Below are 15172 nucleotides of genomic sequence, written 5' to 3'. Positions count from 1 at the left end.
GCCGGCGCCGCCCTCGATTCCGCCCCCAAGGAGCGCCGCATGCACACACTGGTCATCCGCAACGCCCGCATCACCACGCTCGATCCACACCGTCCGCATGCACAGGCGCTGGCCGTACAGGAAGGGCGCATCATCGCCGTAGGCAGCGATGAAGAGATCATGCGTGGTTGGGGAGCCGAAGCCACGCTCATCGACGCGCAGGGCAGGCGACTGGTGCCCGGCCTCAACGACAGTCACACCCACCTCATCCGTGGTGGCCTGAACTACAACCTGGAGCTGCGCTGGGACGGGCTGCGTTCGCTGGCCGATGCAATGGCCATGCTCAAGGCACAGGTCGATCGCACCCCGGCGCCGCAATGGGTGCGCGTGGTGGGGGGCTTCACCGCCGCGCAGTTCCACGAGAAGCGCCTGCCGACCCTGCAGGAGCTCAACCAGATCGCACCGGATACGCCGGTGTTCCTGCTGCACCTGTATGACCGCGCGCTGCTCAACGGGGCGGCGCTGCGTGCATGCGGCTACACCGGCGAAACGCCGGACCCGCCCGGTGGCCAGATCGTGCGCGATTCGCTGGGCAACCCCACCGGCCTGCTGCTGGCCAAGCCCAATGCGTTGATTCTGTATGCGACGCTGGCCAAGGGGCCACGCCTGCCGGTCGAATACCAGGCCAACTCCACCCGTCACTTCATGCGCGAGTTGAACCGGCTCGGCATCACCTCGGTGATCGATGCCGGGGGAGGCTTCCAGAACTATCCCGAGGACTACCAGGTCATCGAGCAGCTGCACCGCGACGACCAGCTGACCGTGCGTATCGCCTACAACCTGTTCACGCAGAACAAAGGCAAGGAAGTGGATGACTTCCGTGGCTGGAGTGAGATCCTGCAGCCCCGCCAGGGCGATGATCTGCTGCGCCACAACGGCGCCGGCGAGATGCTGGTGTTCTCGGCAGCGGACTTCGAGCTGTTCAGCGAACCACGCCCCGAGCTGCCGCCGGAACTGGAGCCGGAGCTGCATGATGTGGTGAAGCTGCTGGTGCAGAAGCGCTGGCCGTTCCGCATCCACGCGACCTATGACGAGAGCATCGGCCGCATCCTCGATGTCTATGAGCAGGTCAACCGCGAAGTACCGTTCGATGGACTGCACTGGTTCATCGATCACGCCGAGACCATCACCCCGCGCAACATCGAGCGGATCCGGGCACTGGGTGGAGGCATTGCGGTACAGCACCGCATGGCCTACCAGGGCGAAGCGTTCGTCGAACGCTATGGCGTGCAGGCGGCACGGTACACGCCGCCGGTGAAGCGCATGCTGGCCGAAGGCGTGCCGGTCGGCGCCGGCACCGACGCCACCCGCGTGGCCAGCTACAACCCCTGGGTCGCGCTGTCGTGGCTGGTCACCGGGCGCACCGTCGGCGGCCTGGCGCTGTATGGGGAGGAGAACCTGCTGGAGCGCGAGCAGGCCTTGCGCCTGTGGACGCAGGGCAGCGCATGGTTCTCCGGCGATGAAGCGGTGAAGGGCACCTTGAGGGAAGGCCAGTTGGCCGATTTCATCCTGCTCTCGGCCGATTTCTTCCGCGTCGAAGATGCCCGCATCGCCGACATCACCAGCGTGCTTACCGTGGTCGGTGGCCGCATCGTGCATGCCGGCGAAGACTATGCCGGACTGGCGCCGCAGCTGCCGCCGGCGATGCCGGACTGGTCGCCGGTCAACCGGTTCGGGGGGTATCACGTGGGCGGCGCGGCCACCGGCCTGGCGATGGCGCATCACCATCACCATGGTGCGGCCTGCAGGACCCACGGTGCACACGACCATGCCGCGCGCCACGCAGCACCCAGCAATGATCTGACCGCATTCTGGGGTGCGATGGGATGCTCGTGCTTCGCATTCTGAGCCTCGCCCTGCTGGCCGCGCCGTCCCTTGCGCTCGCCTGCGAGGGGGGCTACTGCAGCGATGCCGCTGATGGCACGTTGCAGTGGGATGCCTCGATGCGTCTGCGCGGCATGTACTACGACCCGACCCGCTTCGGTATCGGCGGCGGCGAGGATGGCTACGGCCTGCTTCGCGCATTGGCGTCGGCCACCTACGGTGAACGCGACTGGAAGGCGATGCTGCAGCTGGGCGTGCACGGCGAGCGTGGGAGGGCCGGTGGACCTGGCAGGACCGATCGGGGTGCGCTGGACGTGCAGCAGGCGTACTGGCGCTGGCAGCACGGCGGCCTGCATGTGCAGCTCGGGCGGCAGGAGGCGGGCCATGGCAGCTCGCGCCTGCTGTCGGTGCGCGACGGGCCGAATATCCGCCTGGCCTTCGATGGTGCCAGGGTCGGATGGCAGGGCGGACTGGGCGTGCTGGAACTGATGGCACTGCGTCCGGTGGAGAACCGGCCGGGTGCGTTCGATGACCGTGGCGAACGCGGTGCGCATCTGTGGGGTGCCTATGCAACCACGGCGCCAGGCCAGGGTCCGGGCCAGTGGGACCTCTATCTGCTGGACTATCGCCGGGAGGACGCCCGCTTCGCGGCAGGCGCCGGCATCGAGCGCCGGCAGACTCTCGGGGCGCGCTGGTTCGGCCAGGCCCGATCGTTGGACTGGAACAGCGAGCTGGTCGTGCAGGGCGGTGAGCTGCGGACCACCAGCGAGCAGCTTGATATCCGCGCGTGGACGCTGGCCACCGATACCGGTTGGCGTTGGCCGCAACTGCCCTTGCAGCCACGGCTGGGACTGAAGGCCGACATCGCCAGTGGTGATGGCCGCCCGAACGACGCCCGGCTGGGCACCTTCAATGCCCTGTTCCCGAAATCGGCCTACTTCAGCGAAGCCAGCCTGCTGGCGCCGGCGAACCTGATGGACGTGCAGCCAACCCTCACACTGCGGTTGCACGAATCCGTCACCACTGAACTGGGCATGCAGATGGCCTGGAAGCACCGCCGCGCCGATGCGGTGTACACCACGCCCGCACCGCTGGTGGCGTTGCCCGGCAGCGCAGGCGGCGCGCGCAGGATCGGCCGCCAGTACAAATCCGAAACCCGCTGGCAGGCCAGTGCACACTGGCAGTGGCAGCTGCAGCTGGCCTGGGTCGATGCCGGTCCTGCGCTGACGCAGGCCGGTGGCCAGGACACGTTGTTCGCCTCGATCGTTGGAGCATGGCAATGGTGAATGCACGCACATCGCAACCTCCCGCACCGGCCGCAGGTGCCTGGTCCCCGCTGAAGATCCGCATGTTCCGCTCGATCTGGCTGGCGATCCTGGCCAGCAACATCGGTACGTGGGTCAATGACGTGGCCGCGGCCTGGGTGATGGCCGAACGCACAGGGTCACCGTTGATGGTGGCCCTGGTGCAGTCAGCCACAACCGTACCGATCGTGCTGCTGGCACTGGCCGCAGGAACCCTGGCCGACATCGTCGATCGCCGCACGTACCTGCTGGCCACCCAGGGATGGATGCTGGCAGTGGCGGCCTTGATGGCGGTGCTGACCTCGCTCGGCATGCTGACGCCGCAGCTGCTGGTGCTGCTCACGTTCTGCATGGGATGTGGCGCGGCGATGGCGATGCCGGCGCAGGCAGCGATCGTCTCCGAGCTGGTTCCGCAGTCGATGCTGCCGTCGGCAGTGGCGCTGAATTCGATCGGCATCAACATCGCCCGTTCGATCGGGCCTGCTGTCGGTGGCCTCATCGTCGCCCAGCTGGGAGCCGTGTGGGCCTTTGGCTTCAATGCCATCACCTTCGCTGCGATGCTGTTCGTGGTCTGGGGCTGGAAGCGTGACCCGAAGGCATCGAGCCTGCCGCCGGAAGGCTTCGGTGCCGGACTGAAGGCCGGACTGCGCTATGCCAGCCGCGCCGGGCGTCTGCAGGCGGTGCTGATCAAATCGGTCGGCTTTTTCTTCTTCGCTGCGGCGATGAACGCATTGTTGCCGGTGGTGGTGCGAGGGCAGATGCATGGCGGTGCAGGGCAGTACGGCATGCTGCTGGGCTGCATCGGCATCGGCGCGGTTGCCGGGGCGCTGCTGCTGCCTAGATTGCGCGCACAGCTGGACCGCGATCTGCTGGTGTTGCTGGCGACGCTGGCGCTGGCACTGAGCCTGGTTGGACTGGCGCTGACCCGCACCTGGTACCTGCTGCCGGTGGTGATGCTGGTGAACGGTTTTGCCTGGATCACGGTGCTGTCCTCGTTGCAGATCGCCGCACAGACGGCGGTTCCGGCGTGGGTGAGGGCACGAGCGCTGGCGCTGTACATCATGGTGTTCTCGGCAGGCATGGCCGCCGGTGGCCTATGCTGGGGCGCGCTGGCGCAGCGAACATCGCCGGAACTGGCGCTGCTGGTTGCGGCAGCAGGCGCGGTCATCGGCGGGCTGCTGGTGTGGAGGGTGCGAATCGCTGGCACCGAAGATCTCAACCTGCGCCCTGCGGGTCATTGGCCGGCGCCGGAACTGTCGGTGCCGGTCTCCAACGATCGCGGGCCGGTGCTGGTGACGATCGAATACCGCATCGATGCCGCCGACCGTGCATCGTTCCAGGCGCAGATGCGCGCGCTGGGCACGGTCCGGCGCCGCGACGGTGCGGTGGTGTGGGGCGTGGTCGAAGATGTGGCCAGCCCGGGCATCCATCTGGAGTATTTCGTGACCCCGTCCTGGCTGGAGCACCTGCGCCAGCACGAACGCATCACGGCCGACGACAAGGCGATCCAGGAAGTGCTGCGTGCTCTGCACCGTGGTGAACGCGCGCCGGTGGTACGTCATTTCGTCGGCGGGCATGACCCGTTGCCCACGGCGGTACCGCACCATCACAGCGATATCTGACAGGTAGCGCCGGGCCATGCCCGGCGGATGCTGGATACGTTCGCTGGGCAATACCCGTCGCTACCCCGCAGGAGCGGCGGCGCAGTGGGGCGCCGCCGCGGGACATCATTTGCGGGCGAACGCCAGCAGGTCGGCGTTGAAGCGATCGGCATGGGTGACGGTCAGGCCGTGCGGCGCGCCGGGGTAGACCGTCAGTTCGGCGTCCTTGATGATCTGCGAGGACAGCTTGGCCGACGCATCGAAGGGGACGATCTGGTCGTCGTCACCGTGCACGACCCATGCCGGCACGTCGATCTTCTGCAGATCTGCGGTGTAGTCGACTTCCGAGAATTCATGGATGCAGTCGTACTGGCCCTTCACACCGCCCAGCATGCCCTGCAGCCAGAACGAATCGCGCATGCCCTGGGTGACCGTGTTGCCGTCACGGTTGGCGCCGAAGAAGGGCGTGGCCAGGTCCTGGAAGAACTGCGAACGATCACCGCCGGTGCCCTTGCGGATGCCGTCGAAGACCTCCAGTGGCGTTCCGGCCGGGTTGCCCGCGGTCTTCAGCATCAGTGGCGGTACCGCACCGACCAGCACCACCTTCGCCACGCGCGCGCTGCCATGGCGGCCGATGTAGTGGGCCACCTCGCCACCACCGGTGGAGTGGCCGACCAGGATGGCGTCCTTCAGGTCCAATGCGTCGATCACCGCGGCCAGGTCGTCGGCGTAGGTGTCCATGTCGTTGCCGTCCCAGGTCTGGCTGGAACGACCGTGGCTGCGCCGGTCGTGGGCGATCACGCGGAAGCCGTTCTGGCCCATGAACAGCATCTGCGGGTCCCAGGCGTCTGAGGACAGTGGCCAGCCGTGCGCGAAAACGACCGGTTGCCCGGTGCCCCAGTCCTTGTAGAAGATGCGGGCGCCGTCGTTGACGGTGATGTAGTTGCTCATTGCGGTTTCCTTGGCGGAAGGGAAGGACGGCGGCGGCGAAGGTGGCCGTCGCCTGTGGCAGTACAGCGCAGAGGTGATGCAGTGGCTTGCACGGCTGTGCTGGATGAGCACGGATGTGACGCGGATCGCTCTGGCGCGCGGCGCTCGTCGTACCGACCATGAGTGCTGGTCGTGGGAGGGGGTGAAGATGAGGACTCTGCCGGGATGGGGGCTGCTGGCCATGCTGCTGGCGACATCCGCAGCGGCGCAGACCCAGGTCTACAAGTGCTCGGACGGCGGGCGTGCGCTGTACCAGCAGACGCCTTGCCAGGGGCAGGCGGAGTGGCGCTGGGAAGTGCCCGCCGAGCAGTCGCTGCCGCGCGGCAGTGCGCCGCTCACCGCCGAGGCGACCCCCACGGGTAACGGTGGACGCAGGCCGACGCGGCGATCGGGCCGTGCACAGGGGGCGTTGATTCCGATCAGTGCGGATGCTGCGGCCTGTGCACGGGCGCGCAGGATGCGCACGGAGGCGCTGGCCAGAACGCGCCGGGCGGATTTCGTCCAGCGCAGGCAGTGGGACGATGCCGTGTTCGAGGCCTGCCGCTGAAACGGGTCGCAATCAGGCCAAAAACGACAACGGCGCCGTTCGGCGCCGCTGTCGGGTTCTGTCGGGGGATTCAGCGAACGTCGCTGGCCGCTGCCGGCGCGGGTGTGCTGTCCGGCTTCGGCAGGCTCAATTCGGGGTTGCCCTGTTCGGCCTGCAGGATCTGGATGCGGCGCTGCAGGGCGTCCAGCTGGCTGTTGGTGCTCTGCACATCGGTGCTCAGGCTGACGGCCTGCTGCTGGGCCTGCTGCAGTGACGCGCTGACCTGGGCCGACTGCGCCTGCTGCTGCTCCATTTCCTGCTGCAGGGTACGCAGGCGCTCTTCGTTGTAGGCCACCAGGCGCTCGGTATAGCGCTTGCCGGCTTCCAGGCGGGTGGTATCGATGTAGACCTGCGCGAGCTGTTCGGTCTGCTGCACGAACGTGCGATAGACCCGCTCGGCGTTGTCGACGGCATCGGTCTTGATGACGCGCCAGAAGTTCTTTTCCTGGAACAGGGCGACGTAGTAGGTCAGGGTACTGGCATTGAAAAGCAGGCTGGCGCCGTAGTTGCCGTTGTACGTGGTACGCAGTTCGGTCAGCTGGCGTGCGTCCATCAACTGCTTGAGCTCGTCCACCGTGTTGCGTACCACGGGTGCGCTGCTGCGTACCGGTTCGGCTGCGGCTTCGCGGCTGCTGCGCGCCGCCAGTGCGGACGGTGCCGCCAGCAGCATGGCCACGGCCAGCAGTGCCGCGCCGCGCGCGTGGCGGGCGAAGACGGTGCCCCCTGAAGTTTCTCGCATGTCTGGACCATCCACGGATGAGTGTGGGTTGAGATGGAAGTGTTCCCCGCCCGGGAGTCTAGCATGCGCGGCGGCGGCGCCAAGGGCGCCGGCCCGGCTCAGAACACAAGCTGTGCGCCATTGCACTGGATGGACTGGACGTTGACATCGGTGCGGCCCAGCTCCAGCCCCAGCAGGCTGGCCAGGGTCGTGCTCAGCAGGGAGCCGACGGTGTTGAGTACCGGCTTGAGCGCGGCCAGCACCGGGTTCAGCACGGTGCACAGCACACCGCTGCAGGACACGTTGTTGCCGGGCGCGGTGACACCGCCGCCGGCCGCCGCGTCGAGGAAGCCGTCCGGGGCGGTCTGGATGTACGAGGCCAGATTGGTGCGGACGCAGCCGTTGTAGTCGATCAGACTGCCCAGCAGGCTGTCGCAGCGGTTGATGAGCAGCCCGCCGACCAGTGAGCCGAGCAGCCCGTCGAGCAGACCCAGGCCCTGTCCCGTCACGGTGGCGCGGTAGCCTGCCCAGACCGAGCCATCTTCCCAGCAGGTGCCCAGCCCGATCAGGCAGGGTTTGGGCACGCCCTTCTTGACCGTCCAGTTGCCCAGCGGTGCCAGGTTGCGCGACGGGTCGCCGTCGCGCAGCAGGGGAATGAGCTGGTCGACGTTGTAGCGGCCGCCCGAGGGGAACGCTGCCTGCAGGTAGCGGTCGGCCAGTGCCTTGGCCGTGTCGTTGGCATTCATGCCCTGTGCCGGCGAGCTCAGCATGCCCGACAGGACACGCAGCAGCTCGTTGACCAGGTGCGAGACCGCGTCACCGACGGCCAGGGGATTGATCCGGGTGGTGCCGGTCTGGCCGGCGGCCAGGGTCAGGCTCTGCGTGCCGGTCAGCGCCGGCAGGGTGATCTTGTCGTTGATCAGCGGCCGTCCCAGCAGTGTCAGCAGTTGTTCGTTCTGCAAGGTGGCGTCGCAGACATTGCTCTTGGAGAAACGGTCGGCGGCATTGACCTTGCCGACGCACGCGCGCAGTACCGAGGAGTCCACCTGGATGGTGGCGGTGGGCGGTGCCGCGCTGCACTGGATGCTGGTCAGTGTTCCCATCGCGTTGGCCACGTCCACATGCAATGGCAGGTGCAGGCGCGTGCCCAGCAGGTTGAGCAGTGGCCCCACCCCGAACAGGCGGTCGCTGTCGACGTCGACCATCAGCCGGACCTGTGCGTTGTAGGCCCGCGAACCGACACCGCCGATGGCGATCGACGGCGGTTCGACAACACCTGCCTTGATATCCATGCCGAGCAGGTTGAGGTTCGGCACCGCCACGCCGTTGCCGTCGTTGGCGATGGAGATGGCTGCATTGACCAGGTCAAGCACGTTGATCTGCGACTGCAGCGCACTGCCCACCGTGCCGTCGGGAGAGATCACCTCGGCGAACAGTCCGCCGCCGCCGTTCTGGCTGCCCAGCGCGATATTGACCCGATTGATGTCAAGGCGGGTGGCCACCAGGTCGGACAGCGCACGCAGCTGCACGCCCGCGGTGGTGCTGCGGCCGACCACCGTGGCGGTGGCGTCCACCAGCCGTGCCAGTGAAACCTGGTTCAACGACAGCAGGCGATTGAAGTCGGCCACGCTGAGATTGGCGGTGACCGGAATGCCGAGCGCATTGAGCAGGCCTGACGGTGTGATGTTGGCCTGTGCCAGTCCGTCGTACGACAGCACCGTGGCGTTGGTGACGTCCAGCCCCACCAGGCGCAGGGTGCCCATCAAGGGCGAGTTGCCGTTCGTGCGCAGCAGCTGCGAACCCACCGCGAACACCGCCGTCGGTTCCGAGCGGCGTGCCACGGCCTGCACGGTGATGGTCGGCAGGCTCCCGTTCTGGCCGAAGAACGGCAGCACGCTGCGGGTCGCAACCACCCGCACCGCATTGCGCGGATTGCTGGCGTCGACCGTCTCGCTGAAGCGGTTGCCTCCGCGTGCGGCGCTCCAGTTGCCGCAGCGGACCTGCACCGTGCCCGGGAACTGGTTCTGCGTGAGTGCGCTCTGCCGCGCGGCGCTGTTGTCGCCGTTGTTCGATGTACACAGCTCAAGTCGCTGCGCACCTGCCAGCGCCGCCAGGTCCACGACCTTCTGCGCATCGCGCTTGGCCCAGAACAGGAAACCGACCTCGATCAGACCCAGCATGGCCACCAGTGCCAGCATTACCAGCATCATGGTGACGGACATGCCGCCGCGCGGGCGGTGGAAACGGGGCTGGCGAGAGCGGTTCATGGCATGCCTCAGCGTCCGGAGTTGGAGGTGCTCTTGGAACTGCCGACATCCGTGTCGAAGAAGGCGGGGATGTCCTGCTCGAAACTCTTCAGGTAGCGCGCGTAGCTGGCGGTTGCCTGGTCGCCGAGGATCGGCAGCCGCGCGCCCGCCTGTTGCCCGGACGCCTGCAGCTGGAACAGCTGGCGCGTGGCATCACCGACCTCGTTGCGCCGTGGCGCAGCCGGTGCGGCGGCCACCGGAGCAGGAGGCGCGGTTGGCATCGCCGGGGGCGGCGCAGGCGCCGCCAGGTCGACGGTTGCCAGTGCTTCGGCCTGCTGTGGGGCGACGGCCGGGCCGGCGGCCGGGCCGCCTCCCAGCATCTGGCCGGTCAGCGGCGCCTGTGGCGCCTGTGCGTGGGCTCCCGTGGCAAGCAGGCAGCAGGTGACCGCAGGCAGCAGGCGTCGGATCAGGGTCATGGCGGTCATGGCGTGTTCTCGGTCGGGTGGTCGGACGTGCCGAAGCGCTCCAGCATCGACGGCGGCAGACGGGAGGGATCGCGATCGCGGGCGTCACGGCGTGTTTCGGCCGCCAGCCGGCTGCCGGCCGGGGCGGGGGCGCGGGATGGCACAGTGGCGATCCGTGCCGTGCTGCTGGCCGCCGATGCCTGGGCTTGGCGCTGCTGCAGCCGGCTGCGGATCTGCTGGGCCTGCTGCTGGATGCTGCGCCGGGTGTCTTCGTTGAGGTTGGCCTGCGCAGCCAGGCGTTCGGCCGTGGCGTTGTCGCCGCGCAGGACCGCCCACAGCGCCAGGTTGGCGGTCGCCTTGGCGTTGCCCGGTGATAGTTCCAGTGCTTTGGCCAGCGGCTCGCGGGCCTGATCGAAGCGGCCGGCACGCAGACGCGCATACCCCAGGTCACCCAGGTAATCGGTATTCAACGGCTGCAGCTGGGTGGCGCGGGCCAGCGACAGTTCGCTGCCGGCCTCGTCATCGCGATGCGCGGCGATCAGGCCCAGGCCATGTGCCGCGGCGGCGGCCTGCGGCCCGCTGCTGAGTTCGCGGTACAGCGCGGCCGCGGCGTCGGTCTGGCCGGTCTCGCGCAGTGCATTGGCCTGCAGCAGGCGCAGCGCCGGAGGATCGCCGTAGCGCTGGCGGAATGCATCCACATGCGCCAGCGAGGCGTACCAGGCCCCTTGCAGCTGCATGCGCTCGATCAGCTCAAGGTAGGCATTGCGGCTGTCCTGCGGCGCGGGCCCGGGCTCGGCCAGGGTAGGCGCGCGCAGGTACTTCGGGGTGGACGAGGCGCATCCCGCGACGGCAGTGGCAAGAGCAAACAACAGACAGGCGTGGCGCAGAGCAGGCATGACGGTCATCCCATGTTCGACAGGGTTTTGGCCAGCGCGACCAGCGCAGGCCCGGCCAGCACCAGCATCAGTGCAGGCAGCAGGGTCAGCATCATCACCACGGTCATCTTCACCGAGAGCTTGCCGACCTTCTCTTTCAGAGCATTGCGGCGCTGTTCGCGCAGCCGGATGCTGAACTGGCGCAGCGGCTCCTGCACCGCGCCGCCGTGGGCGTGCACCTGCAGGATCAACTGCACCAGGCTGGACAGGTCGTCATCGCCGTAGACATCGCTGAGCCGGCGCAGCGACTGGGCGCGAGTGCGTCCATGGGTGTAGGCGACGTTCGCCTCCTGGATCTCGCCACCGAGCACCGGCAGTGCGTCGCGCAGCTTGTCGCCCAGGGTCTGCAGGCTCTGATCCATGCTGAAGCCAACCCCCTGCAGCAGGCGCAGCAGGTCGATCAGCAGCGGCAACTCGTTGTTGACGGCGCGTCGCCGCCGTTTGACCCACGCGGCCAGCACGAACTTGGGCAGCAGCAGGCCGGCGGCGAGCGCGCCGACGATCACCATGATCCGGGCCAGGCCGGTGGCATCGCTCACGGCCAGGGTCAGCGCCAGCACCAGTACTGCCAGCAGAAGGCGCAGGCCCAGATAGATCGCCGTGCCGCGACGGGTGTTCCAGCCGGCCAGATCAAGCAGCAGGCGATCCTCGCCTGCCAGCAGTGCGGCTTCCAGGCGCCCGCCGCTGAGCGTCCGTCCGAAGCGCTCCAGCCAGCCCAGTGAATCCCTGCGGGCCGCGTCCTCGTCGGCGATCGGATCTCGTGGCTGCAATGCGGTCTTCAGCGTTGCCGCACTGCGGTCCTCGCGATGGCTGCGGACCCAGCCGCCCACACCGAGCAGGGCGACGCCGGCGGCCAGGACCAGCAGGGCAAGTGCGAACCAGGCAGTTGCGCTCATCGGGAACCTCCGCTGCGGATGCTCATAGCGACTTGGCCAGGCGATACAGCAGGAAACCACCGAGCAGTTCCAGGCCCAGGGCGATCAGCAGGATCTTGTGACCGAGCGGATCGTGCAGCACGGGCTGGAAGAACTCGGGGCTGGAGATCGCCATCAGTACGGCGCTGGCGGGCGGAAGCAGTCCCAGCACCCAGGCCGACATGCGGGTCTCGGACGTGGTGGCTGACAGCTCCTGCTGGGCCTGCTCCAGGTCGCGCATGAAATCGCCCATGCGCTGCAGGATCTGATCGGCGCGGCCGCCGATGCGGACGCTGACGCCCATCACCACGGCCAGCACCTTCAGCACCTCCATCCGATAGGGCTGCGCGGCGAGGTTCAGTGCGCGGTCCAGGTCCATGCCGCCCCGTGCGTATCGCACCGTGGTGTCCAGCAGCTCACGCAGCGGCGGCGTCGCCTGCTGCGACGCGACCTGGAAGGCCGACTGCAGGCTGTTGCCGAGCGCGGTCAGGCGGACCAGGTTGTCGAGGAAGTCCGGCAGCTGATGCAGCAGCTTGGCCTGCAACCTGGCGGTGCGGCGCATGATCCACAACCAGCAGCCCAGCAGGTACAGCAGCAGCGTCAGCGGCAGCATCCATGCCGTTCCCAGCCGCAGCATCGCGAACAGCGAGAGGGCCAGGCCGGGCACCAGCAGCATCAGCGGCACCTTCCAGCCGGTGGCGAGGCCCGCGCGTTGCAGCAGGCCATTCCAGGGCAGCGCGCGACGGCCAGCTGCTGCCGGCAGCGGCCGCGATCCATCGTTGGCCGCAGCCGCGTTGCTGCCCGGGCCCGCGCTGCCACGTGCCAGCTGCTGTTCGGCATGCTGCAGGGATGCCTGCCGCTGTTCGCGGCTGTTGGCGGTGCCCCACAGCAATACCGCCAGCGCCAGCAGCACCGACACGATGCTCAATACGCCCAGCAGCAGGCCGGTTCCCATGTTCAGTAGTCTCCGTAGAGGGATTCGCGCAACAGTTGGCGGAACGGCTCGAGCTTGTGCGAGTGCGGCTGGAAGCCCAGCCCGATCCAGCGGTCGGTCTCCTTGCCACTGCCGTCGATCTGCACTTCGTGGCGGAACATCTCCTGGGTGGTGATCAGGTTGTCGCTGACGCCGGTGATCTCGGTGATCGATACCAGCACGCGCCGGCCACTGCCGAGGCGCGAGATCTGCACGATGAAATCGATCGCGCTGGCGATCTGCCGGCGCAGGCTGTCTTCGCTGCCCTGGAACCCGGCGAAGCCGGCCAGCATCTCGATGCGATAGAGACAGTCGCGTGGCGAGTTGGCATGGATGGTGGCCATCGAGCCGTCGTGGCCGGTGTTCATCGCCTGCAGCATCTCCAGCACTTCCGCGCCGCGCACCTCGCCGACCACGATGCGGTCGGGGCGCATGCGCAGGCTGTTGCGCACCAGGTCACGGATGCTGACGGCGCCCTGTCCCTCCGCACCACCGATGCGGCTCTCCAGGCGCACCACGTGCGGATGGTTGAGCGAGAGCTCGGCGGTGTCCTCGACGGTGATCACGCGCTCGGTGGGTGGCACGTAGCTGGCCAGGGCGTTCAGCAGCGAGGTCTTGCCCGAGCTGGTGCCGCCGGAGACGAGGATGTTGCAGCGACCCAGCACCATCGCCTTCAGCAGCGCCTGCATCGGCGCATCGAAGGTGCCCTTGGCCAGCAGTTCATCGGGCGTGAACGGGTCCTTGCGGAACTTGCGGATGGAGACCATCGGGCCGTCCACCGCCAGCGGCGAGATGATCGCATTGAGGCGGCCGCCGTTGGGCAGGCGCGCATCCACCATCGGGTTGGAGTCATCCAGGCGCCGGCCAAGTGGCGCGAGGATGCGGCGCAGGATGCGCAGCAGATGGGTGTCGTCGGTGAAGCGCTGGGTTGCGCGCTTGAGCTGTCCGCCCTGCGAGACATGCACATCCTTGAAGCCATTGATCAGGATGTCTTCGATGGTGGGATCATGCAGCAGGTCGTCCAGCGGGCCGAAGCCGGTCAGCTCCTTGACCAGGCCCTCGGCCACCACCTGCATCTCCTCTTCATTGATCGGGATGCGCCACTCCTGGATGAAACCCACGGTCTGCACCTGCACCCAGCGCGCGATCGTGTCCGGAGCCCAGGAATCGATATCGATGCGCTCGTCCTCGATGCTGTTGAGCAGGTGCTCATGCGCCGCGGACAGCACCTTCTGGTACTGCTCGGTCTCTGCGAATGGCAGATTGCCCGCAACGTGGTCAGGAACGGTGTGGCGGGCGACGGCGTGCGGAAACGGGGTTACTTTGTCTTCCATTGCGATCCACCCAGGGCAAGGGCAAGTCTTTCCCGCAGGCCGTGCGTCTGGACCGGGCATGCAGCCGGATCCAGGCGTTGGACGAGCGGGGCGAGGGCACGCAGGTACGGATCACGCGGCGCGTCCTGCAGCAGCAGGTGGCCGTGGCTGGCGGAGGCACGTACGCGTGGTCGTTCGGGGAGCGTGGCCAGCAGTGGAAGCTCGAACCGTCGGGCGATCTGCTCCGGGCTCATGCCGCTGCTGTCGTCATGGCGGTTGATCACCAGTTGCAGGCGCTTCTCCCGTTCGCGCTGGCCGGACAGATGCTTGAGCGCATGGTCAAGCGAGACCAGAGTGGCGATCGAAGCGTCCGCGACCAGCCAGATCTCGTCGGCCTGGTCCAGCAGCAGCGGTGGCAGTTGACGCAGCGGGCAGCCGCCGGCGTCGCACAGCACGCTGGCAAACACGCCGCGCAGCCGCTGCAGCAGGGCGCCCGGATCGGACGGCGGAAGCGCATCGCTGCCGCTGGCGCGGTCGAGCAGGACCAGTCCGCTGTCATGGCGCGCCATCGCAGTGCGCGCCAGGGTGGCGTCGATGCGGCTGGCATTGCGCAGTGCGTCTTCGTAGTGGAAGCGGCTGTCCAGATTGAGGTAGAGCGCCAGGTCGCCCGCCGGCTGCGCCAGTTCCAGCAGCAGACCGTCCTGGGTGCTGGCCTCGCCCTGCGCCAACGCATGGGTCTGTTGTGCAAGCACGGCCAGATGCGCGGCCAGTGTGCTGGTGCCGACCCCGGCACGTACGCCCAGCAGCAGGATCAACCGCGCCTTGTGCGGCTGGTGTGCGGCAGCGGCGGGCCGGGGCGAGAGCGCGCGGCGCAGCGCGGCCTCGATGCCGGTGTTGTCGCTGTCCAGGTCGAGCACATCGCGCAGGCCGGCGCGCAGCGCCATCACCACGCCTTCGACCTGCCCGGCACTGGTGGCGCCAACGGCGACCAGCGCAAGGTCCGGCTGGGTCTGCTGCAGCTGCTGCGCCAGCACGGTCGAGGCGGCGGCGTGCTCGGGGCGGAAGTCGAGCAGTACCAGATTCTGCGGACCGCGTTGCAGGTCCTGCGCGGATGTCGGCTCACCGCTGTCCTGCCAGTGCAGGGTGGTGGCAGGCGGCAGCTTGGCCGCCAGCCGCGGCAGCAGTTCGCGATCCATCCCGTACAGGACCAGGTTCATCGGCGGTCCTTGCGGATGCAGCGGCTGGGCAGTGGCGTAGGGCATGGG

13 protein-coding genes are annotated in these 15172 nt (G+C 67.9%); 4 read left to right on the top strand and 9 right to left on the bottom strand.

Annotated elements, in window-relative coordinates; translation table 11 throughout:
• Positions 1–39 precede the first annotated feature (39 nt).
• From AC06FB_RS01880 to AC06FB_RS01870, 3 genes are read left to right on the top strand one after another with little or no spacing between them, the layout of a single operon-like run.
• Entirely contained in the window at positions 40–1887 is a 1848-nt protein-coding gene (locus AC06FB_RS01880; RefSeq protein ID WP_478053327.1) for an amidohydrolase, read from the top strand.
• Positions 1866–3149 (top strand): alginate export family protein, encoded by a 1284-nt coding sequence (locus AC06FB_RS01875; protein WP_478053313.1) that lies wholly within the window; start codon positions 1866–1868, stop codon positions 3147–3149. Before AC06FB_RS01880 ends, AC06FB_RS01875 begins: the two co-directional genes overlap by 22 nt.
• Complete coding sequence (locus tag AC06FB_RS01870) at positions 3143–4789, top strand: MFS transporter (RefSeq protein ID WP_478053326.1); 1647 nt, start codon at positions 3143–3145, stop codon at positions 4787–4789. The genes AC06FB_RS01875 and AC06FB_RS01870 overlap by 7 nt, the downstream gene beginning before the upstream one ends.
• Positions 4790–4894: 105 nt before the next feature.
• Here the strand turns inward: AC06FB_RS01870 and AC06FB_RS01865 are convergent, their stop codons facing one another.
• On the bottom strand, positions 4895–5719 hold the full coding sequence (locus AC06FB_RS01865; RefSeq protein ID WP_065175255.1) for an alpha/beta fold hydrolase: 825 nt from the start codon (positions 5717–5719) through the stop codon (positions 4895–4897).
• 187 nt (positions 5720–5906) lie between these two features.
• Here AC06FB_RS01865 and AC06FB_RS01860 point away from each other — a divergent pair, with 187 nt between their 5' ends.
• The gene (locus AC06FB_RS01860; protein WP_478053325.1) at positions 5907–6305 is read left to right on the top strand and encodes a DUF4124 domain-containing protein; all 399 of its coding nucleotides are present in this window, start codon (positions 5907–5909) and stop codon (positions 6303–6305) included.
• Between the two features lie 70 nt (positions 6306–6375).
• Here the strand turns inward: AC06FB_RS01860 and AC06FB_RS01855 are convergent, their stop codons facing one another.
• The 8 genes from AC06FB_RS01855 to AC06FB_RS01820 all read right to left on the bottom strand — a co-directional run bounded on the left by AC06FB_RS01855 (position 6376) and on the right by AC06FB_RS01820 (position 15169).
• Positions 6376–7083, bottom strand: a complete 708-nt coding sequence (locus AC06FB_RS01855) for a DUF2968 domain-containing protein (RefSeq protein WP_065175254.1) — start codon at positions 7081–7083, stop codon at positions 6376–6378.
• A gap of 98 nt (positions 7084–7181) precedes the next feature.
• On the bottom strand, positions 7182–9329 hold the full coding sequence (locus tag AC06FB_RS01850) for a TadG family pilus assembly protein (RefSeq protein ID WP_262218296.1): 2148 nt from the start codon (positions 9327–9329) through the stop codon (positions 7182–7184).
• An 8-nt stretch (positions 9330–9337) separates the two neighbouring features.
• A complete protein-coding gene (locus AC06FB_RS01845; RefSeq protein WP_263174585.1) occupies positions 9338–9793 on the bottom strand; it encodes a DUF3613 domain-containing protein in 456 nt (151 codons plus the stop codon).
• The gene (locus AC06FB_RS01840) at positions 9790–10668 is read right to left on the bottom strand and encodes a tetratricopeptide repeat protein (RefSeq protein ID WP_065175332.1); all 879 of its coding nucleotides are present in this window, start codon (positions 10666–10668) and stop codon (positions 9790–9792) included. The genes AC06FB_RS01845 and AC06FB_RS01840 overlap by 4 nt, the downstream gene beginning before the upstream one ends.
• A gap of 5 nt (positions 10669–10673) precedes the next feature.
• Positions 10674–11603, bottom strand: a complete 930-nt coding sequence (locus tag AC06FB_RS01835) for a type II secretion system F family protein (protein ID WP_065182948.1) — start codon at positions 11601–11603, stop codon at positions 10674–10676.
• Between the two features lie 22 nt (positions 11604–11625).
• A complete protein-coding gene (locus AC06FB_RS01830; protein ID WP_478053312.1) occupies positions 11626–12576 on the bottom strand; it encodes a type II secretion system F family protein in 951 nt (316 codons plus the stop codon).
• Between the two features lie 2 nt (positions 12577–12578).
• Positions 12579–13928: a TadA family conjugal transfer-associated ATPase gene (locus tag AC06FB_RS01825; RefSeq protein ID WP_065182946.1), complete on the bottom strand. Its 1350-nt coding sequence runs from the start codon at positions 13926–13928 to the stop codon at positions 12579–12581.
• Positions 13913–15169 carry a CpaE/TadZ family protein gene (locus tag AC06FB_RS01820; protein WP_065175248.1) on the bottom strand — a complete coding sequence of 419 codons (1257 nt, stop codon included), beginning with the start codon at positions 15167–15169 and terminating at the stop codon, positions 13913–13915. The genes AC06FB_RS01825 and AC06FB_RS01820 overlap by 16 nt, the downstream gene beginning before the upstream one ends.
• Positions 15170–15172: the final 3 nt, after the last annotated feature.

This window comes from Stenotrophomonas sp. Steno-C15, from assembly GCF_056393265.1.
Note: the sequence above shows the minus strand (reverse complement) of the source record. Positions and strands in the feature narration are given on the sequence as shown.

What these genes read in the sequence shown, in the direction of transcription:
- AC06FB_RS01880 (WP_478053327.1), top strand. Translation starts at nt 40, where the DNA reads ATGCACACACTGGTCATCCGCAACGCCCGCATCACCACGCTCGATCCA.
- AC06FB_RS01855 (WP_065175254.1), bottom strand. Translation starts at nt 7,083, where the DNA reads ATGCGAGAAACTTCAGGGGGCACCGTCTTCGCCCGCCACGCGCGCGGC.
- AC06FB_RS01830 (WP_478053312.1), bottom strand. Translation starts at nt 12,576, where the DNA reads ATGGGAACCGGCCTGCTGCTGGGCGTATTGAGCATCGTGTCGGTGCTG.
- AC06FB_RS01875 (WP_478053313.1), top strand. Translation starts at nt 1,866, where the DNA reads ATGCTCGTGCTTCGCATTCTGAGCCTCGCCCTGCTGGCCGCGCCGTCC.
- AC06FB_RS01865 (WP_065175255.1), bottom strand. Translation starts at nt 5,719, where the DNA reads ATGAGCAACTACATCACCGTCAACGACGGCGCCCGCATCTTCTACAAG.
- AC06FB_RS01825 (WP_065182946.1), bottom strand. Translation starts at nt 13,928, where the DNA reads ATGGAAGACAAAGTAACCCCGTTTCCGCACGCCGTCGCCCGCCACACC.
- AC06FB_RS01820 (WP_065175248.1), bottom strand. Translation starts at nt 15,169, where the DNA reads ATGCCCTACGCCACTGCCCAGCCGCTGCATCCGCAAGGACCGCCGATG.
- AC06FB_RS01840 (WP_065175332.1), bottom strand. Translation starts at nt 10,668, where the DNA reads ATGCCTGCTCTGCGCCACGCCTGTCTGTTGTTTGCTCTTGCCACTGCC.
- AC06FB_RS01850 (WP_262218296.1), bottom strand. Translation starts at nt 9,329, where the DNA reads ATGAACCGCTCTCGCCAGCCCCGTTTCCACCGCCCGCGCGGCGGCATG.
- AC06FB_RS01870 (WP_478053326.1), top strand. Translation starts at nt 3,143, where the DNA reads ATGGTGAATGCACGCACATCGCAACCTCCCGCACCGGCCGCAGGTGCC.
- AC06FB_RS01835 (WP_065182948.1), bottom strand. Translation starts at nt 11,603, where the DNA reads ATGAGCGCAACTGCCTGGTTCGCACTTGCCCTGCTGGTCCTGGCCGCC.
- AC06FB_RS01860 (WP_478053325.1), top strand. Translation starts at nt 5,907, where the DNA reads ATGAGGACTCTGCCGGGATGGGGGCTGCTGGCCATGCTGCTGGCGACA.
- AC06FB_RS01845 (WP_263174585.1), bottom strand. Translation starts at nt 9,793, where the DNA reads ATGACCGCCATGACCCTGATCCGACGCCTGCTGCCTGCGGTCACCTGC.